19 protein-coding genes are annotated in these 20,857 nt (G+C 72.7%); 14 read left to right on the plus strand and 5 right to left on the minus strand.

Annotated features, from left to right (window positions below; genetic code table 11):
• The first annotated feature begins 90 nt into the window (after positions 1-90).
• On the plus strand, positions 91-570 hold the full coding sequence (locus IEZ07_RS14515; RefSeq protein WP_068901476.1) for an Lrp/AsnC family transcriptional regulator: 480 nt from the start codon (positions 91-93) through the stop codon (positions 568-570).
• Positions 571-673: 103 nt separating this feature from the next.
• The gene (locus IEZ07_RS14520) at positions 674-2,845 is read left to right on the plus strand and encodes a transglycosylase domain-containing protein (RefSeq protein ID WP_191895245.1); all 2,172 of its coding nucleotides are present in this window, start codon (positions 674-676) and stop codon (positions 2,843-2,845) included.
• 87 nt (positions 2,846-2,932) lie between these two features.
• On the opposite strand, the gene IEZ07_RS14525 is transcribed toward IEZ07_RS14520, so the two are convergent.
• A complete protein-coding gene (locus IEZ07_RS14525) occupies positions 2,933-4,909 on the minus strand; it encodes a thioredoxin domain-containing protein (protein WP_191895246.1) in 1,977 nt (658 codons plus the stop codon).
• Between the two features lie 202 nt (positions 4,910-5,111).
• On the opposite strand from IEZ07_RS14525, the gene IEZ07_RS14530 reads away from it, so the two are divergent.
• On the plus strand, positions 5,112-6,272 hold the full coding sequence (locus IEZ07_RS14530; protein WP_191895247.1) for a hypothetical protein: 1,161 nt from the start codon (positions 5,112-5,114) through the stop codon (positions 6,270-6,272).
• Positions 6,273-6,321: 49 nt separating this feature from the next.
• On the opposite strand, the gene IEZ07_RS14535 is transcribed toward IEZ07_RS14530, so the two are convergent.
• Both IEZ07_RS14535 and mca read right to left on the minus strand, forming a co-directional pair.
• Positions 6,322-6,519 carry a hypothetical protein gene (locus IEZ07_RS14535; RefSeq protein ID WP_191895248.1) on the minus strand — a complete coding sequence of 66 codons (198 nt, stop codon included), beginning with the start codon at positions 6,517-6,519 and terminating at the stop codon, positions 6,322-6,324.
• A gap of 34 nt (positions 6,520-6,553) precedes the next feature.
• Entirely contained in the window at positions 6,554-7,441 is an 888-nt protein-coding gene (gene mca, locus IEZ07_RS14540) for a mycothiol conjugate amidase Mca (protein ID WP_191895249.1), read from the minus strand.
• Between the two features lie 171 nt (positions 7,442-7,612).
• On the opposite strand from mca, the gene IEZ07_RS14545 reads away from it, so the two are divergent.
• The 3 genes from IEZ07_RS14545 (at position 7,613) to IEZ07_RS14555 (ending at position 10,160) form a co-directional block, all read left to right on the plus strand.
• A complete protein-coding gene (locus IEZ07_RS14545; RefSeq protein WP_191895250.1) occupies positions 7,613-8,041 on the plus strand; it encodes a DUF4307 domain-containing protein in 429 nt (142 codons plus the stop codon).
• A 106-nt stretch (positions 8,042-8,147) separates the two neighbouring features.
• Positions 8,148-8,651: a transcription elongation factor GreA gene (gene greA, locus IEZ07_RS14550; protein ID WP_068901175.1), complete on the plus strand. Its 504-nt coding sequence runs from the start codon at positions 8,148-8,150 to the stop codon at positions 8,649-8,651.
• Positions 8,652-8,873: 222 nt separating this feature from the next.
• Positions 8,874-10,160: a C40 family peptidase gene (locus IEZ07_RS14555; RefSeq protein ID WP_191895251.1), complete on the plus strand. Its 1,287-nt coding sequence runs from the start codon at positions 8,874-8,876 to the stop codon at positions 10,158-10,160.
• Between the two features lie 102 nt (positions 10,161-10,262).
• On the opposite strand, the gene IEZ07_RS14560 is transcribed toward IEZ07_RS14555, so the two are convergent.
• Both IEZ07_RS14560 and IEZ07_RS14565 read right to left on the minus strand, forming a co-directional pair.
• On the minus strand, positions 10,263-10,877 hold the full coding sequence (locus tag IEZ07_RS14560) for an acyl-CoA-like ligand-binding transcription factor (RefSeq protein ID WP_191895252.1): 615 nt from the start codon (positions 10,875-10,877) through the stop codon (positions 10,263-10,265).
• Complete coding sequence (locus tag IEZ07_RS14565; RefSeq protein WP_191895253.1) at positions 10,855-12,345, minus strand: MFS transporter; 1,491 nt, start codon at positions 12,343-12,345, stop codon at positions 10,855-10,857. Before IEZ07_RS14565 ends, IEZ07_RS14560 begins: the two co-directional genes overlap by 23 nt.
• 82 nt (positions 12,346-12,427) lie before the next feature.
• On the opposite strand from IEZ07_RS14565, the gene abmR reads away from it, so the two are divergent.
• The 8 genes from abmR to phoH2 all read left to right on the plus strand — a co-directional run bounded on the left by abmR (position 12,428) and on the right by phoH2 (position 20,852).
• Positions 12,428-12,955 (plus strand): ATP-binding transcription factor AbmR, encoded by a 528-nt coding sequence (gene abmR / locus IEZ07_RS14570; protein ID WP_191895254.1) that lies wholly within the window; start codon positions 12,428-12,430, stop codon positions 12,953-12,955.
• Positions 12,956-13,245: 290 nt separating this feature from the next.
• The gene (locus IEZ07_RS14575; RefSeq protein ID WP_191895255.1) at positions 13,246-15,045 is read left to right on the plus strand and encodes a phosphoenolpyruvate carboxykinase (GTP); all 1,800 of its coding nucleotides are present in this window, start codon (positions 13,246-13,248) and stop codon (positions 15,043-15,045) included.
• A gap of 277 nt (positions 15,046-15,322) precedes the next feature.
• Positions 15,323-16,318, plus strand: coding sequence for a TIGR04222 domain-containing membrane protein (locus IEZ07_RS14580; RefSeq protein WP_191895256.1), 996 nt, complete (start codon positions 15,323-15,325; stop codon positions 16,316-16,318).
• A gap of 84 nt (positions 16,319-16,402) precedes the next feature.
• Positions 16,403-17,209 (plus strand): MbnB/TglH/ChrH family RiPP precursor modification enzyme, encoded by an 807-nt coding sequence (locus IEZ07_RS14585; RefSeq protein WP_191895257.1) that lies wholly within the window; start codon positions 16,403-16,405, stop codon positions 17,207-17,209.
• The gene (locus IEZ07_RS14590) at positions 17,202-17,819 is read left to right on the plus strand and encodes an SCO6045 C-terminal-like domain-containing protein (protein WP_191895258.1); all 618 of its coding nucleotides are present in this window, start codon (positions 17,202-17,204) and stop codon (positions 17,817-17,819) included. The genes IEZ07_RS14585 and IEZ07_RS14590 overlap by 8 nt, the downstream gene beginning before the upstream one ends.
• A gap of 42 nt (positions 17,820-17,861) precedes the next feature.
• Positions 17,862-18,434, plus strand: coding sequence for a hypothetical protein (locus IEZ07_RS14595; protein ID WP_191895259.1), 573 nt, complete (start codon positions 17,862-17,864; stop codon positions 18,432-18,434).
• 84 nt (positions 18,435-18,518) lie between these two features.
• Positions 18,519-19,286 (plus strand): isoprenyl transferase, encoded by a 768-nt coding sequence (locus IEZ07_RS14600; RefSeq protein WP_068901197.1) that lies wholly within the window; start codon positions 18,519-18,521, stop codon positions 19,284-19,286.
• 243 nt (positions 19,287-19,529) lie between these two features.
• Positions 19,530-20,852, plus strand: coding sequence for an RNA 5'-3' helicase PhoH2 (gene phoH2 / locus IEZ07_RS14605; protein ID WP_191895260.1), 1,323 nt, complete (start codon positions 19,530-19,532; stop codon positions 20,850-20,852).
• The last annotated feature ends 5 nt before the right edge of the window (positions 20,853-20,857 follow it).

Genomic DNA, 20,857 nt, shown 5'->3' on the forward strand with positions numbered 1-20,857 from the left:
GGTTTCAGTGGTCTTCCTGCGCAAGAGTTACTTATTCTGATGGACAACCTGCACAGTTACCGGCCGGTCGGCGAGGAGTGGTTGTACATCATGACGATCGACGAGCTCGACGCCCGGCTCATCAACCTGCTGGCGGCCGAGCCCCGGCTCGGCGTCCTGGAGTGCTCGCGCCGGCTCGGGGTGGCGCGGGGGACCGTCCAGGCCCGCCTCGACCGCCTGATCGCCCGGGGCGTGATCACCGGGTTCGGCCCCGACGTCGATCCCGCCGCGCTCGGCTACGACGTGACCGCGTTCGTCACGCTGCAGATCCGCCAGGTCAGCGGGCACGACCCGGTCGCGGTCCAGCTCGCGGCCATCCCGCAGGTGCTGGAGGTGCACACGATCACCGGGGGCGACGACATGCACTGCCGGGTGGTGGCGCGCAGCAACGCCGACCTGCAGCGGGTGATCGACCGGATCGTCGACGTCCAGGGCGTGGTCAGGACCTCCTCGGTGATCGCCTTGGACACTCCTGTGCCCTATCGGGTGATGCCTTTGGTGTCAGACGTCCCCCACCGGGCAGAGAGCTAGCCGTACCATCCCAAGAGGGAATCAGGCACCGTTATCCACCGTTTACCCTTAACGGTTCGCGCGGTTGACGGGGGTCGGTCGCGGGGCCGGATCGGGGGCACGCTTGTTGAAGGGCGAAGGGAAGGCACGGCCGCGCAGGAGGAGGTTCCTGCGGGTCGCGCTGGTCGTCTTCGGCGCCGGCGTCGTGGCGGCGGCCGGCCTGTTCGCCGTGGCGTGGGCGATGACCCCCATCCCGGAGAGCACGCAGGCCGCGGCCACCGCGCAGGGCTCGGTGATCTACTACCGCGACGGCAAGACCGTGCTCGCCAAGCAGGGCGTCAACCGCCGGACCGTCGAGCTGGACAAGGTCCCACAGCACCTCAGGAACGCCGTCATCGCCGCGGAGAACCGCTCGTTCTACCAGGACCAGGGCGTCTCCCTGCGGGGCACCGCCCGCGCCGTGTGGTCGACGGTCAGCGGCAGGCAGCTCCAGGGCGGCTCGACGATCACCCAGCAGATGGTCCGCAACTACTACAGCGGCCTCAGCCAGGAGCGCTCCGCGGTCCGCAAGCTCAAAGAGATCATGATCTCCCTCAAGGTGGACCGCTCGAAGTCCAAGGACTGGGTGCTGGAGCAGTACCTCAACACGATCTACTTCGGCCGGGGCGCGCACGGCGTGCAGGCCGCGGCCGACGCCTACTTCCGCAAGGACGTCTCCGACCTCACCCTCTCCGAGGGCGCCTACCTCGCCGCGGTGATCCAGCAGCCGACCAGGTTCGCCGACCCCCGGGGCGACGACCTGGAGGCGGCCAGGTCCCGCTGGCGCTGGGTGGTCGACGGCATGGTCAAGACCGGCGCGATCACCCCGGTCGAGGCCGCGAAGACCGAGTTCCCCAAGCTGAAGAAGCCCAGGGACGTCTTCGAGCCCGAGGGCCAGGAGGGCTACATGCTCGACCAGGTCATGGCCGAGCTGCGCCGGCGGGGCTACACCGACGAGGACGTCAACCAGGGCGGCCTGAAGATCGTCTCGACGTTCGACAGGAAGCTGATGGAGGCCGCCGAGCAGGCCGTCACCTCGGTCCTGCCGGAGAACACCCCGAAGCGGGTCCGCACCGGCCTGGCCGCCGTCGACCCCGGCACCGGCGAGGTCGTCGCCTTCTACGGCGGCCGGAACTACGACGCCAACAAGTTCGACAACGCCTTCTCCGCCGAGGTGCAGGCCGGGTCCACCTTCAAGGCCTACGTGCTGGCCGCGGCCCTGGAGAACGGCCTCGACCTCGGCACCCGGGTCGAGGGGAACTCGCCGATGCGGGTCGCCTCCGCCGCCAAGCCCATCCCCAACTCCGGCGGCGCCTCCTACGGCCGGGTCGACCTGGTGCGGGCCATGCGCCACTCGGTGAACACCGCCTTCGTCGACCTCGGCCAGCAGGTCGGCCTCGACGAGGTGGCCGAGGCCGCCGAGGCCGCGGGCATCCCCGTCGACCAGCTCACCCCGCACCGGGACGCGGCCACGCTCCCGCTGGGCGTGGCCTCGGTGAGCGCCGTGCAGAACGCCTCCGGCTTCGCCACCTTCGCCGCCGACGGCGTGCACCGCCGGCCCCACGTGATCCGCTCGATCACCGGCGCCGAGGGCAGGCTGAAGATCACCGAGAAGGGCGAGCGGGTCTTCTCCGAGCGGACCGCCGCCGACGTCACCCACGCGCTGACCCAGGTGGTCACGGGCGGCACCGGTACGGCGGCCCGCCTCTACGACCGCCCGGCGGCCGGCAAGACCGGCACCACGGACAAGTCGGCGTCCGCCTGGTTCGCCGGGTTCACCCCGCAGCTCTCCGTCGCGGTGAACATGTTCCGCGACGACAACAAGCCGGTGGTCGTGGGCGGCATGACCCAGTCCGGAGGACAGTACCCCGCCCAGGTCTGGCGCGCCTTCATGGCCGAGGCGATGGCGGGCAAGCCCGTCGAGGAGTTCCCCGAGCCGTCCTCCTACGGCCGCTCCGCCCCCTACACCGACGACGACCCCGGCTACCGGGGCGATCCGGAGACCGGGACCGGCGACCCCGGCCTCCGGGGCGACCCCGTCCCGGAGGAGCCGGCCTCCCCGGCGCCGGACGAGCCGACCGTCCCCACGCCGGACCAGCCGGACGTTCCGGACGACCCCGGGCAGCCCACCGCTCCCCCGCCGCCGGACGAGCCGACGGTCCCGGCCCCGGACGAGCCGGAGCCCGGCCCCGGAGACGGAACCGGAGGCGGGGGCGGAGCCGATTCCACCGGCCAGGCCGCGGTCCCGGTGGGCTGACCGGACGCGGGAGCACGCCGGCCTCCCCGGGCTCCGGTCCCGGGAGCGGCGCCGCACCCCGGCGAAGCCCGGCGCGCGGCGCCGCGCTCAGGAGGTCCGGACGGCGCCGCCCAGCTCCGCCCTGAGCGCGGCCGGAGTGGTGACCGGCATCCTGCAGGTGAAGCCCCGGCACACGTACGCCGCGGGGGAGCCGTCGACCAGTCCCCGGCTCTCCAGCAGGGGCACTCCGGACGAACCGGGCTCGCCCACCGCGACCACCAGGCCGGGGACGGCGGACAGCAGCGCGGCCCGGTGCAGCGCGGCGGTGGCCGGGTCGTCGGCGGGGCCCACGACGGCCACCTCGACGGGACCGGTGACGGCCGCCTGCGCCACGGCCAGACCCCATCCGGCGAATCTGGCGTGCTGGGGGGCCAGCACGCTCACTGTGCCGAGGGCCGCCTCCGCGGCCTCCCGGTGGCGGGCGGAACCGGTCAGCGCCGCATAGGAGAGCAGGGCGCCGGCCGCGGCGAACTGGCCCGAGGGGGCGGCGTTGTCGGTGGGGTCCTGGGGCCGCTGGAACAGCCGCTCGGCGTCGTCGGCAGTGTCGAAGAACCCGCCGGAGCCGTCGGAGAAGCGGTCGAGCACCGTGTCCAGCAGCGTCCCCGCGCGCCGGAACCAGCGGACCTCCCCGGTCACCGCGTAGAGCGCGAGCAGCCCCTCGGCCAGGTCCGCGTAGTCCTCCAGGACGCCCGCGTTCCCGCCCGCCCGCCCGTCGCGCGAGGTGCGCAGCAGCCGGTCGCCGTCCAGGTGCAGCCCGTCCAGGAGCACGGCCGCCTCCCGGGCCGCCGCCACCAGGTCGGGCCGGTCGAACAGGGCCCCGGCCTCGGCGAGCGCGGCGACGGCCAGGCCGTTCCAGGCGGCGACGACCTTGTCGTCCCGGCCGGGCCGTACCCGCCGGGAACGGGCCCGCAGCAGGGCGGCGCGCACGCGCTCGAACCGGGCGGGGTCGTCGGGGTCGTCGAGGAGCTGGAGCACCGAGGTGCCGTGCTCGAAGGTCCCGGTCACCTCGAACAGCCCGACGGCCCAGTCGCCGTCGTCGGGTCCCAGGACCTCGCGCAGCTCCTCGGGCGTCCAGGCGTAGAACTTGCCCTCCACGCCCTCGCTGTCGGCGTCCAGGGCCGAGGCGAAGCCGCCCTCCGGGGTGCGCATCTCCGACAGCAGCCAGTCGGCGGTCTCCAGGGCCACGCGCCTGCCCAGCACCGAACCGGTGGAGCGCCACCAGTGCGCGTAGACCCGCAGTAGCAGCGCGTTGTCGTAGAGCATCTTCTCGAAGTGCGGCACGACCCACCCGGAGTCCACGCTGTAGCGGGCGAACCCCCCGGCGAGCTGGTCGTAGATGCCGCCCCTGGCCATGGCCTCCAGCGTGCGCTCCGCCATGCGGAGCGCGTCCGGCCCGCCGTGCCGGAGCAGGAACTCCAGCACCATCGACGGCGGGAACTTGGGCGCCCCGCCGAAACCGCCGCGGACCGGGTCGAAGGACTCGGCCAGGCTGCGCACCGCCTGGTCCAGCGTCTCCGCCGTGGGGGCCGGGCCGGTCGGGAACGCGGTGCGCTCGTTCAGCGCCTCGACGATCTTCGAGCCCTGGGTGAGGACGGCCTCGCGGTCGTTGTGCCAGGCGTTGGAGACCCCGACGAGCAGGCGCTGGAACTGCGGCCGGGGGAAGTAGGTGCCGGTGTAGAAGGGGTGGCCCTCCGGCGTGGCGAAGACCGTCATCGGCCAGCCGCCGTGACCGGTCATCGCCTGCGTGGCCGCCATGTAGACCGCGTCCACGTCGGGCCGCTCCTCGCGGTCCACCTTGACGTTGACGAAGTGCTCGTTCATCAGCGCCGCGGTGCCGTCGTCCTCGAACGACTCGTGCGCCATGACGTGGCACCAGTGGCAGGCCGAGTAGCCCACGCTGACCAGCAGCGGCACGTCCCGCCGCCGCGCCTCCTCGAAGGCCTCCGGGCCCCACTCGAACCAGTGGACCGGGTTGTCGGCGTGCTGGAGCAGGTAGGGACTGGTGGCGTCCTTCAACCGGTTCATGGTGCGACTCCCGCGGGCGAGGCACGGGCCTGACCGCCCGCGTAAGGGGTCCTACCCCGTCCGCCCACCCTAGACCGGCGGCGGCGGGGAGATCACGTCCGGCCCGCGAGCGCGGGTGCGGGCCGCCGCCCGGTGCGGAGCGGGACGGCGGCCCGGCGGCCGTCCTCCCGCCGGGCGCGGGAGGAGCGTAGGCTCAGCGGGCGTGGACCTCGACTTCATCTGTGTGCACGCCGGGCGCCCGGCGTCCGAGCTGACCCGGCGCGATGTCGCCCGCGCGCTCCTGTCGGTGCCCTCGGGGGTGGCGCTGGTGGCCCTCGCCGATCTGCGGCGGGCCATGCTGGCGGCGGGCAACCCGCTCTCGGCGGCCTTCTGGGAGTCGGCCAGGACGACGCTGGGGGCGATCGAGTCCGGGAGCGCGACGATCGGCGACGTGCAGCGCTGGCTGGAGGCCACCGGGACCGAGCCGCTGCTGCTGACCCGGAGCTTCTTCGTCTGGCCGGAGGAGGACGAGCGGGGGCCGGTGGCCGGGGAGATGTTCGGCCGGCTGGTCGCCCATCTGGAGGAGCTGGTCGCGGCGGGCGAGATCGACCCGGACGCGCTCGCCCGGGGCGACGAGGCGGCCCGCAAGGCGTACGAGGACCTGCAGGAGGAATGGCTGTCCGGCCCGCTCCCCGACGGCCGGGTCCCCGGGCTCGTGGTGAGCGACGAGCAGGACGAGGAGCTGTTCGCGGCCTGGGACGAGGAGGAGGCGTTCGCCCTCGACGAGCTGCGGCGCATCCTCGCCGAGCTGCCCGACCCGGTACGGCCCGAGGCCGAGCTGCGGGCCGCCTGCGCGAGGCTGCGCGAGGTGCTGACCGGCCCCGGATACCCCGGGAACGTGCTGCGGGCGTGCGCCGGATACGGTGACGGGCCGCTGCCCGCCGGCGACGAGGAGCTCTGGCTGGCCGTCGCGGCCGGCATCGCCGGACCGGTCTCCGACCTGCCGGAGGACGACGACACGGTGGATGAGTTCGCCGACGTGGAGAGCGAGCTCAGCGCCGAGGACTCGGCGCTGGCCTCGCTGTGCGCGATCCACCACGCCGACTGGCTGGCCGCGGTGGCCGCGCTGGCCAGGCGCGGGCCCGGGGTGCTGGCCTCGCCCGAGCGGATCGCGCGGCTCATCGCGGAGTCCGACGACATCGACGTCGACATGGACGAACCGGAGGACCTGGAGGCGACCGAGGCGCTGTTCGGCGCGGTCACGCCCCTGTGGGAGTCGCTGGGCGTCGTCGACCGCAGCGGGATCCTCACCCCGCTGGGTCACTGGGGCCTGCCCCGGGCGCTGGAGCGGGCCTGGTCGTCGACGGACGCGCTCGGCGACTGACGTCCACCGGCGCGGTCCGGACCGGGGCCCGCCCGCGCGGGCCCCGGGACTACTCGGCCCGGACGGCGCCGTCCGGCTTCGTGTCCGCGTCCTCCCGGTCGGTCTCGGAGGGGAGATCGATCTTCGAGATCTGCTTCCTCATCGACTTGACGAGCAGGAAGAGCGCCAGGCCCATCGCCGCCACGACCAGGAACCCCAGGAGACCCGGGCTGACGTCACCCTTGGGGACGGTGTCGAATGCAATCACGTGTCAAGTCTGCCACCGCGGGTCCGTGGTCGGGTCAGGGGCGGGAGGCGTGGCTCACCTCGTCGGCGTGGATGCCGGCGAAGAGGTCGTCCTCGGGCAGCTCGGTGTCCACCAGGGAGCGGGCCAGGTGGTAGTCCTCGGTCGGCCAGATCTCGCGCTGCAGGTCGCGCGGGCAGACGAACCAGAACCCGTCGGGGTCGACCTGCGTGGCGTGCGCGAGCAGGGCCTCGTCGCGGACCTCGAAGTAGTCGCCGCAGGGGACGCGGCTGGTGACCGGCCACTTCTGCGGGCGGTCCTCCCAGCGGGCGATCCAGTCGGCGTACGGCGAGCCGATGCCGCGCGCGGTCATGGCCTCGTGCAGCGCCTCGAACCGGTCCTTGGTGAAGCCCATGTGGTAGTAGAGCTTCAGCGGCTGCCAGGGCTCGCCCGCCCCGGGATAGCGGTCGGGGTCGCCGGCGGCCTCGAAGGCCTCCACCGAGACGCGGTTGGTCATGATGTGGTCCGGGTGCGGGTAGCCGCCGTCGTCGTCGTAGGTCAGGATGACGTGCGGCCGGAACTCCCGGACCGCGGCGACCAGCGGCGCCGCGGCGACCTCCAGCGGCTGCAGCGCGAAGCACCCCTCCGGCAGCGGCTCGGTCTCGTCCTCGGGCAGGCCGGAGTCCACGAAACCCAGGAAGCGCTGCTTGACGCCGAGGATCTCGCGCGCCCGCTCCATCTCCAGGCGCCGGACCTCGCCGATGTTCTCCAGGATGTCGGGGCGGTCCATCTTGGGGTTCAGGATCGAGCCCCGCTCCCCTCCGGTGAGGGTGCATACGAGCACGTCCACGCCCTCGGCGACATAGCGCGCCATCGTGGCGGCGCCCTTGCTCGACTCATCGTCGGGATGCGCGTGAACGGCCATCAGTCTCAGCGGTGCACTCACGGGCTCGACGTCTCCTCTTTCAGTGGTGCGGCTCGGACCCCCGCCGGCCTCGCGGCTTGGCCTGGATCACTCCAGGGAGAGGCTAGTTTCTCTATGGCGGTCGCGAGAGCGGGGCCCCCGCGAGGGACAATTGTCTCGGATAACGCCGAGGTAGTGCAGGGAGATTCCGTCATGGCCACCAGCGAGGCCGGCAAGGGCCGATTCGAGGGCCCCGTTCTCGGCACCCCGGGCGACCTCCCCGACCGTCCGGAGCGCCGGGGGCGCTTCGTCGTCCACGTGGTGATCGCGATCCTGTGCGCGGTGACGGCGGGCGGGTGGGGTTACGTGATGTGGGCGGCCAAGGGCGAGACCGAGGTCATCAGGCAGATCATCGCGTTCGACGTCGCCCGGCCCGACTCCGCGCAGATCACCTTCGAGGTGATCAAGCCCTCCGACCGGGCCGCCGTGTGCCGGTTGCGCGCCATGGACGTCGGCCACGCGGAGGTCGGGAGCCGAGAGCTGGACATTCCCGCTGGTGAGGGATATCTCCGGCTTACCGAACGGCTAGAGACCAGTGCTCAGGCCACTTCCGCTGACGTCGAGTACTGCTATCTCGTATAGTGAGACATTTGGGGAAGCGTTCGCCCGGCTAACTTGTTAGCCTGTCGAGATTCGATCGTCCGCTCATCCCCAGCACTATGCCCCACAGAGGAAGCAAGGAGAACCCGTGGCCGACTCCCACATCGAGAGCGTCACCTGGCTCACTCAGGAGGCGTACGACCGCCTGAAGGCGGAGTTCGAATACCTCTCGGGGCCCGGGCGCGTCGACATCGCCAAGAAGATCGAGGCCGCCCGCGAAGAGGGCGACCTCAAGGAGAACGGCGGCTACCACGCCGCCAAGGACGAGCAGGGCAAGATGGAGGCCCGCATCTTCCACCTCCGCCAGATCCTGGACACCGCCAAGGTCGGCGAGGCGCCGCGCACCGAGGGCGTCGTCGGGCCGGGCATGACCGTCACCGTCCGGTTCGAGGGCGATGACGAGGAGGTGGCGTTCCTGCTGGCCTCCCGCGAGGAGAGCGGCGCCCCGATCGACGTCTACTCGCCCAAGTCCCCGCTCGGCGCGGCGATCAACGGCAAGAAGGTCGGCGAGAAGGCCACCTACACGATGCCGAACGGCCGCTCCAACACGGTGGAGATCCTGGAGGCCGTGCCGTACAACGGCGGCAACTGACCCGCGAGGACGGCCGGACCGATCCGCCGGGACAGGGTTCCGGCGGATCGCCATGTCTCCGGGGGGTTTTTCATCCCCGCCGATGACCATGACGCGGGTAGTGACTGTTTTGGCGGGTTCGCGTGCATCCGGCGGCGGAGTACGGCAGGCTCGTGGAGCCGGGCCGCTCCGACGAGAGCCGGTCAGGCGGAACGGACGGAGTTCGACCGAGGGGGAGCCGACGTGTTCGATCGGCGGACGCGTGTCTCCGACGTGGTCCGGGAGGTCTGCCACGACCTCGCCTACCGCCCGCGCCTGCGGCCCGGCGGGCGCACCGCCGGCGCACCGGGCCGGGCCGCTCCGGCGATCGCGGTGCCGGCCATCGCGGTGCTGCTGGTCGGCGTGCTGGCGGCGGACCTGGTGGTGCTGAGCCGGATGCCGGAGCGGACGCCGGAGCGGGGCGGGGCGGACACCGTCGCGGCCCGCCGGCCCGCCGACCGGCGGGAGCTGGCCCGCACCACGCAGGCCGCGGCGCCCGTCTCCTCTCCCGTCGCCCCGCCGCCCGTCGCCCCGCTGACCGAGATGCGCAAGCCGCACCTGTTCGTGGTCGCGAACCGGCCGCTGAGCTCCGCCGTCGTGGCGCGGGCGGCGCGGATCAAGGGGATCCGCGCGATCGAGCGGGCCGACGCGGCCGAGGTCACGATGGACAACAAGCCGGTGCAGACGCTCGGGGTGGACCCCTCGACGTTCCGCGCCTACACCCCCAAGCCGACCGCCACGTCCGACAAGCTCTGGCGCAACGTCGCCGCGGGAGAGGTCGCCGTCTCCTTCGTCCTCGGCAACGACGGAGGCCTGGAGCTCGGCCGGACCGTCGCCAGCGGCGGGCGTGCCCTGCGGGTGGGCGCCTACGCCACGATGGGCATGGGCGCCATCGACGCGGTGGTCTCCCGGCGGACGGCGCGCGAGCTCGGCATCCCGGAGAACAACGCCCTGGTGGTGAGCGCCCCGGGGGCCGACTCCGCCCGGCTCCGCGCGGCCCTGCTGAAGGTCCTGCCGAAGGGCAGCCAGGTCGTCGCGATCAACCCGGTCTTCAAGGCCGCGCCGCGGAAGATCTGGCCGGCCTCGGCCTTCATGCACCCCGACCAGGTGCGGACCGCGCTCACCGCCGCCATCGGCAAGCTGGGCCGCCCGTACGTCTGGGGCGCCGAGGGGCCGGACACCTTCGACTGCTCCGGCCTGGTCCAGTGGGCCTACGCGCAGGCGGGCGTCAGGGTCCCCCGCGTGACGCACCAGCAGTTCGTGTCGGGCCCGCAGATCCCGCTCTCCCAGGCCCAGCCGGGCGACCTGCTGTTCTGGCGGCACGACCCGACCAACCCCGGCTACGTCTCGCACGTGGCGATCTACTGGGGCGACGGGAAGATGCTGCACGCCCCGCGGACGGGTGACGTGGTCAAGCTCGTCCCGGTCAGCACGAGAAACTTCGCCGGGGCCGTCCGGATCAGCCCGCAGATCGCCGCGCGGGCGGGCTGAGCCGGGGTCTCCGCGCGGGACCCGGTCCGGTGGGCGGCGCGGTCACCGGGCGGAGGCCGCCGCCGTACGCGGAGTGGTCGCGCCGTGCCGGACGCGGCCGGGTCAGGGACGCAGGCCCGACTCCAGCAGGGCGAGGGTCTCGTCGACGATGTCGGCCAGCGGGCGGGTCCCGTCGCTCTCGGCCCAGGAGAACAGCGCGGCCAGCATGGCGCCGACCACCGCCCCGGCCGCCGTCCGGGCGAGCAGGTCGGCGGCGGCACGGTCGGCGGGGGCGGGGGTCATGCGCGCGGAGAGGGCCCGGGTGAACACGTCGATGGTGGCGATCATGTTGTCGACGGCGCGGGCGCGCAGCGCGGGGTGGCTGAGCTGGAGCCTGGTGCGGGCCCGGATCTGCTCCTCCTCCTCGGGGGGGATCTGCGCGAACGCCTCCCGCATCGCGGCGCGCAGTGCGGGCACCGGGTCCAGGCCGGCGGGCTGGGCGGCCAGCGCGGCCAGCATGACGGGGTCGTAGTCGTCCTGGACGACCACGTCCTCCTTGGTGGGGAAGTAGCGGAAGAACGTGCTGGGCGAGATCTCGGCGGCCTCCGCGATCTGCTCGACCGTCGTCGCCTCGTAGCCCTGCTCGGCGAACAGTCGCAGGGCCTGCTCCTGGATCGTCCGCCGGGTCCGGGCCTTCTTGCGTTCGCGCAGTCCCTCAGGGCGCGGAGGTGAGCTCATGCGCAGATTCTCGCGCGTCGTCCGCGCGCATGAACACCGCCACGGCCGCGGCGCCCGCCGCGGCCAGCGCCGCGCACACCAGCAGCACGTCGCTCATGCCGCCGGTGAAGGCCTCCCGGGCGGCGGCGGCGAGCGCGGGGTCGCCGAGCCGCACGGCGGCGGCCACGGAGTCCCGTGCGGCCTCCGGGGCGCCCCCGGGCAGCCCGTCCGCGTAGCCGGCGGAGAGCAGGCTGCCCAGTCCGGCGACGCCGAACACGCCGCCGACCTGCCGCAGCGCCTGCAGCGTGCCGGAGCCCGCACCCACCCGCTCCTGGGGCAGTACGGCCAGCACGCCGTCCATCGCCGGTACCATCGCCAGCCCCACGCCGGCCCCCGCCACGGTCAGCCAGACGGCGATGAAGCCGTATCCGGAGGAGGCGCCGGTCAGGGCGCCGAGGGCGAGACCGCCGGCGAGCAGCGCCAGGCCGGCCGGCAGGAGCACGCGCAGGCTCAGCCGGCCCAGCAGGCGCTCGCCGGCCAGGCCGCCGGCCATCAGGCCGAGCACCATGGGCACGACGCGGATCCCGGTGCCGAACGCGTCGTGCCCCAGGACGGCCTGGAGGTGGAGCGGGACCACGAACAGCACGCCCATCATGGCCAGCGAGACGAGGGTCGCACCGGCGGAGCCCCACAGGAAGACCCGGTCGGTGAAGAGGCGTAGGTCCATCATGGGCGCGGGGGAGCGGGCCTCCACCATGACGAACGCGGTGAGCAGGACCACGCCGGCGGCGAGCGGGACCAGCACGGCGGGTGAGGTCCAGCCGGCCGAGGGCGCCTCGATCACGCCGTGGACCAGCGCGGCGAGCCCGCCGACCGAGAGCAGCGCGCCGGGCAGGTCGAAGCGGGGCCGCCGCTCGTCGCGCGACTCCGGCAGCAGCACCGCGGCCGCCGCCAGGGCGACGGCCACCACGGGGAGGTTGATCAGGAAGATCGAGCCCCAGTGGAAGCGGTCGAGCAGGTAGCCGCCGAGGATCGGTCCCAGCGGCAGGCCGAGGGCCATCCCCGCCGACCAGGCCGCGATGGCCTTCGAACGCTCGTGCGGAGGGAAGAGGCTCGGCAGGATCGACACGGAGAGCGGCATGATCAGGGCGCCCCCGGCGCCGAGGAGCACGCGGGCGGCGATGAGCGACGCCGAACCCCCGGCCGTCGCGGCGAGGAGCGAGGCCGCGCCGAAGACGGCCAGCCCGGTCAGGAGGAGGCGCTTGCGGCCGAAGCGGTCGCCGAGGACGCCGGCGGGGAGCAGGAGGGCGGCGAAGGGGATCAGGTAGGCGTCCACGATCCACTGCAGCTCGCCGGTCGAGGCGCCGAGGTCCACGGCGAGCGTGGGCAGGGCGACGTTCAGGATCGTCGCGTCCAGTCCGATGACGAGGACGCTCAGCACCAGTGCGGCCAGGGCCCACCAGCGAAGGGAGGAAGTGATAGCAACCATGATTTGAGAGTAACTCTCAAAATCTAGTTTGTGTCAAAATATTTCCCGGCCCATCTTTGTGAAAGGGTGTAATCTTCATTACATGGAGAACGAAGAAGTAGAGGCGCAGCTGCGCGGCTGGTTCTCGGGACGCATGCCCGAGGGGTGGTTCGACGGTCCTCTCGAGATCGCGCTGGACCGCGAGGAGATCACGGTGGTGGGGGTGCTCCGCCCGCCCGCGTCCGCCGAGGGTGTTTCCGAGGTGGAGCGGGTGGCCGCGCTGGAGGGGGCGGTGCAGCGCTTCCGGGGGGAGACCAGGGAGCGGCGCATCGAGATCGCCTCGGAGGCCGAGCACCGGTTCCGGAGGAAGGTCTCCTGGGGCGTCTCGGTCGGAGGGGAGAGGGTGATGTTCACCACACTGTCGGTCCCCGTCATGACGCGGCTCCGCCAGTCCGAGCGCCGGGTCCTGGACACCCTGGTGGCCGCGGGCGTGGCGCGCAGCCGCAGCGACGCGCTCGCCTGGTGCGTGCGCCTGGTGGGGCGGCACGCCGACACCTGGCTGGCCGATTTGCGGGACGCGCTCCAGCACGTCGACCGGGTGCGGGCGGCGGGTCCCGACGTGACTTCCTGAGGCGGGCCAGGGAAAAGAGGGCGGTAAGTGGTCTGAACCTTTCGGCTCATTGGTTTAGACCTCTTTCATTGGCCTATACCAATTCGTGGTGCGGTTTATTTAAACCCGCTTCTTTCGGGTAGAGGAATCCAGTCATCGCGGCCCCTGCCAGCCCATACGTCCGACGGTGGGACTGGGGGCGGGTCCGCCGGGACACGAGCCGGAGCTAATTCACTGGTCTACGCCAATTGGATTACGTCCGGTTTCTTGTCGATGATGATTCCGCCTGAGAAGCGTGAGGAGCCGCCACAGTGACCGCAACCGTTGACGTATCCGCCCCCAGTCCGACCACCCACAAGGAACTGATCGCCTGGGTCAACGAGATCGCCGAGCTCACCCGTCCGGACCGGATCGAGTGGTGCGACGGCTCGGAGGCCGAGTGGACGCGCCTGACGAACCTGCTGGTCGAGCAGGGCACGTTCAAGCGCCTGGCCAAGCGGCAGAACAGCTTCTACGCCGCCTCCGACCCGAGCGACGTCGCCCGCGTCGAGGACCGCACCTACATCTGCTCCGAGAAAGAGGAGGACGCCGGGCCGACCAACAACTGGATCGCCCCGGCCGAGATGCGCGCGACCTTCGGCGAGCTCTTCGCCGGCTGCATGCGCGGGCGCACGATGTACGTGGTCCCCTTCTGCATGGGCCCGCTCGGCGGCGAGATCTCCCAGCTCGGCGTCGAGATCACCGACTCGCCCTACGTCGCGGTCTCGATGCGGATCATGACCAGGATGGGCGAGCCCGCCCTCCGCCTCATCGAGGAGCGGGGCGACTTCGTCAAGGCCGTGCACTCGGTCGGCGCCCCCCTGGAGCCCGGCCAGGCCGACGTGCCGTGGCCGTGCAGCTCCACCAAGTACATCAGCCACTTCCCCGAGACCCGCGAGATCTGGTCCTACGGCTCCGGCTACGGCGGCAACGCCCTGCTGGGCAAGAAGTGCTACGCGCTGCGCATCGCCAGCACCATGGCCCGCGACGAGGGCTGGCTGGCCGAGCACATGCTCATCCTCAAGCTGACCCCGCCGAGCGGGGAGACGCGCTACATCGCGGCGGCCTTCCCGTCCGCGTGCGGCAAGACCAACCTCGCCATGCTCCAGCCGACGATCCCGGGCTGGAAGGTCGAGACGATCGGCGACGACATCGCCTGGATGCGCTTCGGCGACGACAGCAGGCTGTACGCGATCAACCCGGAGGCGGGCTTCTTCGGCGTCGCACCCGGCACGGGCCAGTCGACCAACGCCAACGCGATCAAGGCGCTCTGGGGCAACAGCATCTTCACCAACGTCGCCCTCACCGACGACGGCGACGTGTGGTGGGAGGGCCTGACCGACGAGCCCCCGGCGCACCTGACCGACTGGAAGGGCCGTGACTGGACGCCGGAGAGCGGCGAGCCCGCCGCCCACCCGAACGCCCGCTTCACGGTGCCGGCCGGCCAGTGCCCGACCATCGCCCCCGAGTGGCAGGACCCCGAGGGGGTGCCGATCTCGGCGATCCTGTTCGGCGGCCGCCGCGCCACCGCGGTCCCGCTGGTCACCGAGGCGCGCAGCTGGAACCACGGCGTCTTCATCGGGGCGAACATCGCCTCCGAGAAGACCGCCGCCGCCGAGGGCAAGGTCGGCGAGCTGCGCCGCGACCCCTTCGCGATGCTGCCGTTCTGCGGCTACAACATGGGCGACTACTTCGCCCACTGGGTCAGGATCGGCGAGCGCGAGGGCGCGCGGCTGCCGCGCGTCTACTACGTGAACTGGTTCCGCAAGAACGCCGACGGCAGGTTCATCTGGCCGGGCTTCGGCGAGAACAGCCGCGTGCTCAAGTGGATCGTGGACCGCCTCAACGGCCGGGCCGAGGCGGTCGAGACGCCCATCGGCATGCTCCCCGCCGAGCTGGACACCGAGGGCCTCGACCTGTCGGAGGAGGACCTCGCGACCCTGCTGACCGTGGACCGGGAGGTCTGGCGGGAGGAGGCGAAGCTGATCCCGTCCTTCTTCGAGACCTTCGGCGACCACTGCCCCAAGGAGCTCTGGGACGAGTACAACACCCTGGTCGAGCGCCTGGGCTGACGGTGAGGATGTAGGCGAACGCCTCCCGGCAGAGCTCGGCTCCCGGCCTGGCCGACCACGGTGTCTTCAACGGGATCTGTCGGCTCGGTCCGGGAGGCGGGTCGCCGGAGCCGCCCCGCCCGGCCGCTCCGGCCTCCCCTCTCCCGGCGGCGGGAGCCGTGGGAACGGGAGCGTTCCGCGGGGCGTCCGAACTGAGACCTTCCAGGCGAAACTTCCGCAAGGCCCTGCGCGTCTACCTGACAAACGGGGCCGACGCCCCTTCCCCCAGGAGGCGGACGTGGAAGTCGTACTGTTCGTCATCGCGGTCGTCCTGCTCGGGGCCGTGGTCATCGTGTCGACGGTCCTGAGCGGGCAGCAGCGCGAGGTCCGCGAGGCCGCCGCACACCACAAGGGGCGGCCGATCACCCCCTACCACCTGGCCTACCTGGCCGGCGGGCCGCGCCGTACGGTCAACACCGCGCTCGCCATGCTGGCCAGGGGCGGCGGCATCCGGGTCGCGCGGGGCGGGCAGATCGGCCTCGTGGCCGGGGCCCCGCCGTCCCCGGACGGCATCGAGCAGGCCGTCCTGTCGGCCCTCGCCGCCCGCTCCGGCACCTGCCCGGCCGGGGAGCTGCGCCGTACGGTGGCCGAGGCGCAGGCCATGGCGGTCCTGCGCGTCGACCTGGAGCGCATGGGCCTGCTGGTGCCCGGCGGCGCGCTGGACGGGGCGGGCAGGTCGCTGCGGCGGCTCTTGGTCGCCGCGCTGCTCGCGGCGTTCTTCACCGTCGACGCCGTCGTGCTGCTCGCCGTCGTGGACGTCGCGGAACCCGGCCTGGGCATCGGCGCGGTGCTGATCGGCTTCGCGGCGGCGCTGATCGGCCTGATCACCTACGGCACGCAGCGCAAGGCGCTGCGCAACGTGCTCACCCGGGCCGGGCGCGACGTGCTCGACTCCGCCCGCCGGGTGCACGTCCGAGGGTCCCACCACGGCACGAGCGGCGACCTGGCCTTCGCGGTCGGCGCCCCGGTCGCGCTGTACGGCCTGAGCGAGGCCGGCGACCCCGCGCTGGAGGAGGAGCTGAAGCACTCCGACGGCGGTGGCGCGTACGTGGGTGGCGCGTGCGGCGGCGGTTCGGGCGGTTCGGGTGACGCCACCTACGGTGGTGGGGACTTCGGCTCCGGCGGCTACGGCGGCGGCGACTTCGGTTCGGGGGGTTCCGGCGGCGACTCGGGCGGCGGCTCCAGCTGCGGCGGCGGTGGGGGCTGCGGTGGCGGTGGCTGCGGCGGCGGATGAGCGGGGTTCCGACGGCTGCGGCGAGGAGGGCGGCGAGCGGGGTTCCGACGGCTGCGGCGGCAGGTGAGCGGGGAGGTGGCGGTGGTGGGTGAGCGGCTCGGCGTCGGCATCGGCTGGCGGCCGGAGATCGACCTGACCGTGGAACGCCTGCCCGGCGTCGACTTCGTCGAGGTCATCGCGGAGAACATCCGCCCCGGCCGCCTCCCGGAGTCGCTGCGGGTGCTGCGCTCCCGCGGTGTGCCGGTGATCCCGCACGGGGTCGGGCTGGGCGTGGGCGGGGCGGAGCCGCCGGACCCCGCCCGGCTGGCGCACCTGGCGGCCTGCGCGGAGGCGCTGGGCGCGCCGCTGGTCAGCGAGCACCTGGCCTTCGTGCGCGCGGGCGGGCTGGAGGCGGGTCACCTGCTCCCGGTCCCGCGCACCCGGCGGGCGCTCGCGGTCGTGACGGAGAACGTACGGCGGGCGCAGGACGCCCTGCCCGTCCCGCTGGCGCTGGAGAACGTGGCGGCGATCTTCGGCTGGCCGGAGGACGAGATGACGGAGGCGGAGTTCCTCGGCGAACTGGTCGCCGCGACCGGGGTCGGGCTCCTCGTCGATGTGGCCAACCTCTACACCAACCAGGTCAACCTGGGCCTGCCGGCCGTCGGGGCGCTGGACGCGCTGCCGCTGTCCGAACTCGCCTACGTCCACGTGGCCGGAGGCCACGAGCACGGCGGCGTCTGGCACGACACCCACACCGCGCACGTCTCCGACGAGATCCTGGCCGTCCTGTCGGAGCTCTGCGCCCGGGTGGACCCGCCCGGGGTGCTGCTGGAGTGGGACGCCGACTACCCGAGCGACGCCGCGCTGGAGGCCGAGCTCGGCCGGATCCGCGAGGCGATGGCCCGTGGCTGAGGCCGTTCCCCCGGAGGAGCCCGCCGGGACGCGGCCGGACGTCCGCGGAGGCCCCGGTCCCGGCGGGCGGCCCGGGCGGGAGGAGCCGGCCGGGGCGCAGGGCGTGAGGGAGGAGCCGGCCGGGCAGGCCGGGCGGGAGGAGCTGGCCAGGGCGCAGGCCGGGCTGCTGGCCGCCCTGGTGGCGGGGGCGCAGGCGCCCCCGGGGTTCGACGGGGAGCGGCTGCGGATCCAGACGGCGAGCCTGGTCGCCAAGCGGCGGAGCGTGGTGGCCCGGCTCCGCCCGGACCTGGTGCAGACTCTCGGCGAGGACTTCCGGGCCGAGTTCGCCGCCTACGCCTCCGGCCGTCCCAGGCCACCGGGCGGCTCCCGCGCCGACGCCGCGGACTTCGCCGGGCACCTCGTCCGGACCGGGCGGATCCCGGCCGGTGCCGGAAGCGGGGACCGGGCAGGGAGCGGGACCGGATCGGGGCCCGGGAACGACGGACCGGAGGCCGGGAGCGGACCGGGGAGCGGAAGCGGCACCGGACCGCCGCGGCCGGCCGGACGGTGGGCCCGCCTGACCCGGTGGCTGGGCGGGGAGCGGGACCCCTGGGAGGACGACGCACGGTGAACGGGACGTTTTGCCGGGACGAGGCGGGATACGCTCCCTGACGTGGGGGAACTTCGCTGCGTCGATGGATCGTGCCTGACCGTCACGCCCGTGGTGTGCCGGGACAGCGTCGGTGAGCCGTACGAGGTCACGCTCGAACTCCGCCGCGACGGCATGCCGTACGGGACGGTGGGCGAGCGGTGCGGCTGGTTCCTCGCCCGGCTGGCGCGGGGGGTGGCCGAAGCGCGCGCCGACCGGGCGGCGGGATGGCCGGACCCCGACGACCGCTTCCCCGGGCTGCCGGGCCGCTCCGGCGGCGAGGAGGGCGGCGAGCGGGAAGAGGAACTGTTCGCCTTTCGTTACCGGACCCGGACGGGCCTGGTCGGCGGGGGCGAGCTCCGCTGCCGGCTGCGCACGATCCCGGTCTGGGTGCCCGGGGGCGAGGGCGCCGGACGGGGCGCCCCGGGCGAGTGGCGGCTGACCAGGAGGGCGTTCCTGGAGGCCTGGGGGAGCGGCGGGGTGGGGCTGCGCGCCGTGCTGACCTCCGCCGAACTGGGAGTCTTCGTACGGGAACTCGTCGAGGAGGCCGAGGAGCGGCTGCGGGCGCAGGTGCCCGGGGACGCCGCACGCGCCTGAGCGGAGGGGCGGAGAGGTCCCGCGGGCGGCGATAATTGCCTGTCGGCGTCCGCAGGCGATGGGCGCTCGCGGGAGGGAATCCACATGGGCGTGCGCGATCTCGTCTACCGGCTGTACGAACGGCGGCTGGAGGCGAAGCTGTCCCGCGACAGGGACATGGTGCCCCGCCACGTCGGTGTGATCGTGGACGGCAACCGGCGCTGGGCGCGGTCGATGGGCATCGACGACGTCAGCCGGGGGCACCGCAAGGGCGCGGACAAGATCTCCGAGCTGCTCTGCTGGTGCCGGGAGGCCGGGGTCGAGGTCGTCACCGTGTGGCTGCTGTCCAGCGACAACATCAACCGCTCCAAGGACGAGCTGGAACCCCTCATGAAGATCATCGAGGACGTGGTCCAGGAGCTCGTGGCGGACGGCTGGCACATCAAGCCGATGGGAGCCCTTGACCTCCTGCCCGATCACACGGCACATGTCCTGAAAAATGCAAAAGAAGCAACATCGCACCGTCCAGGTTTGATTGTGAACGTTGCGGTTGGGTATGGAGGAAGGCGTGAGATCGCTGATGCGGTGCGCTCCCTCCTGCTGGAGCACGCCAGCAAGGGGGCGACCATCGAGGACCTGGTCGAGGTCCTCGATGTGGAGCACATCGCGGAGCATCTCTACACGCGCGGCCAGCCCGACCCGGACCTGGTCATCCGGACCTCGGGAGAGCAGCGGCTCTCCGGATTCCTGCTCTGGCAGAGCGCCCACTCCGAGTTCTACTTCTGCGAGGCCTACTGGCCCGACTTCCGCAGGGTCGACTTCCTCCGGGCGCTCCGCTCCTACGCCGCGCGGCATCGCAGGTACGGCACCTGAAACGCAACGTGAACACCCCCTTTCGGTCACGCATGGCCCATTGGACGGTGGGTATTCAGGACGTACCGTAAGAAGTAGGCGGGCGAAGCCCGCCTACTCCGGAGAGGGCCCGCCTTTGCGTCACGACCTGCTGAGGGGGGCCGGTCGCCGGCGCCCGCTCGGTATGCCGCGAGCGCGGTCCCGGGTCCGGTCCGCATCCCAGCTCATGGCAGGGCGCCCCCCAGGGCGCCCGGGGGAGAACGCGTGGCACACCCTTCGTCCGCATCCACGTCTCCGGCCGGCAACCGGAAGACGTACGTCCTGGACACCTCGGTCCTCCTGGCGGACCCGGCTGCGATAAGCCGCTTCGCCGAGCACGAGGTCGTCCTCCCGATCGTCGTCATCACCGAGTTGGAGGCCAAGCGCCATCATCCCGAACTCGGCTACTTCGCGCGCAAGGCGCTGAGGTACCTCGACGACCTGAGGGTGACCCACGGACGTCTGGACGAGCCCATGCCGATCGGCGAGGGCACCATCCGGGTCGAGCTCAACCACAGCGACCCGTCCATCCTGCCCGCCGGGTTCCGCCTCGGCGACAACGACACCCGCATCCTGACCGTCGCACGCTCCCTGGCCTCCGAGGGCCTCGACGTGGTGCTGGTCTCCAAGGACCTCCCGATGCGGATCAAGGCCGCCTCCGTCGGGCTGGCCGCGGAGGAATACCGCGCCGAGCTCGTCGTGGAGTCCGGCTGGACCGGCATGGCCGAGCTGCAGGTGACCGAGGAGGACATCGAGACGCTCTTCGAGCACCGCGTCGCGGACCTGGCCGAGGCCCGCGAGCTGCCCACGCACACCGGCCTTCGGCTGCTGTCCAGCCGGGGCTCGGCGCTGGGCCGGGTGCTGCCGGACAAGTCCGTCCGCCTGGTCCGCGGCGACCGCGAGGTGTTCGGCGTGCACGGTCGCTCCGCCGAGCAGCGCATCGCCCTGGACCTGCTCATGGACCCCGAGGTCGGCATCGTCTCGATGGGCGGCCGGGCCGGCACCGGCAAGTCCGCCCTCGCGCTCTGCGCGGGCCTGGAGGCGGTCCTGGAGCGCCGCCAGCACCGCAAGGTCATCGTCTTCCGCCCGCTGTACGCCGTGGGCGGCCAGGATCTGGGCTACCTGCCCGGCTCCGAGAACGAGAAGATGGGCCCGTGGGCGCAGGCCGTCTACGACACCCTGGGCGCGGTCACCACGCCCGAAGTGATCGAGGAGGTCATCGACCGGGGGATGCTGGAGGTGCTCCCGCTCACCCACATCCGCGGCCGCTCGCTGCACGACGCCTTCGTGATCGTCGACGAGGCCCAGTCGCTGGAGCGCGGGGTGCTGCTGACGGTGCTGAGCCGGATCGGCGCCAACTCCCGGGTCGTGCTCACCCACGACGTCGCCCAGCGGGACAACCTGCGGGTGGGCCGGCACGACGGCGTGGTCGCGGTGGTGGAGAAGCTCAAGGGCCATCCGCTGTTCGCGCACGTCACGCTGACCCGCTCGGAGCGCTCGCCGATCGCCGCGCTGGTCACCGAGATGCTGGAGGACTTCACGGTGTAGGCCGG

Origin of the sequence: Planomonospora parontospora (assembly GCA_014647935.1) — a bacterium.
GTDB lineage: Bacteria > Actinomycetota > Actinomycetes > Streptosporangiales > Streptosporangiaceae > Planomonospora > Planomonospora parontospora.

Coding starts and splice junctions, on each gene's coding strand:
- IEZ07_RS14560 (WP_191895252.1), bottom strand. CDS start 10,877: ATGAGCTCACCTCCGCGCCCTGAGGGACTGCGCGAACGCAAGAAGGCC.
- IEZ07_RS14515 (WP_068901476.1), top strand. CDS start 91: ATGACGATCGACGAGCTCGACGCCCGGCTCATCAACCTGCTGGCGGCC.
- abmR (WP_191895254.1), top strand. CDS start 12,428: ATGGAGAACGAAGAAGTAGAGGCGCAGCTGCGCGGCTGGTTCTCGGGA.
- IEZ07_RS14565 (WP_191895253.1), bottom strand. CDS start 12,345: ATGGTTGCTATCACTTCCTCCCTTCGCTGGTGGGCCCTGGCCGCACTG.
- IEZ07_RS14600 (WP_068901197.1), top strand. CDS start 18,519: ATGGGCGTGCGCGATCTCGTCTACCGGCTGTACGAACGGCGGCTGGAG.
- IEZ07_RS14545 (WP_191895250.1), top strand. CDS start 7,613: ATGGCCACCAGCGAGGCCGGCAAGGGCCGATTCGAGGGCCCCGTTCTC.
- IEZ07_RS14525 (WP_191895246.1), bottom strand. CDS start 4,909: ATGAACCGGTTGAAGGACGCCACCAGTCCCTACCTGCTCCAGCACGCC.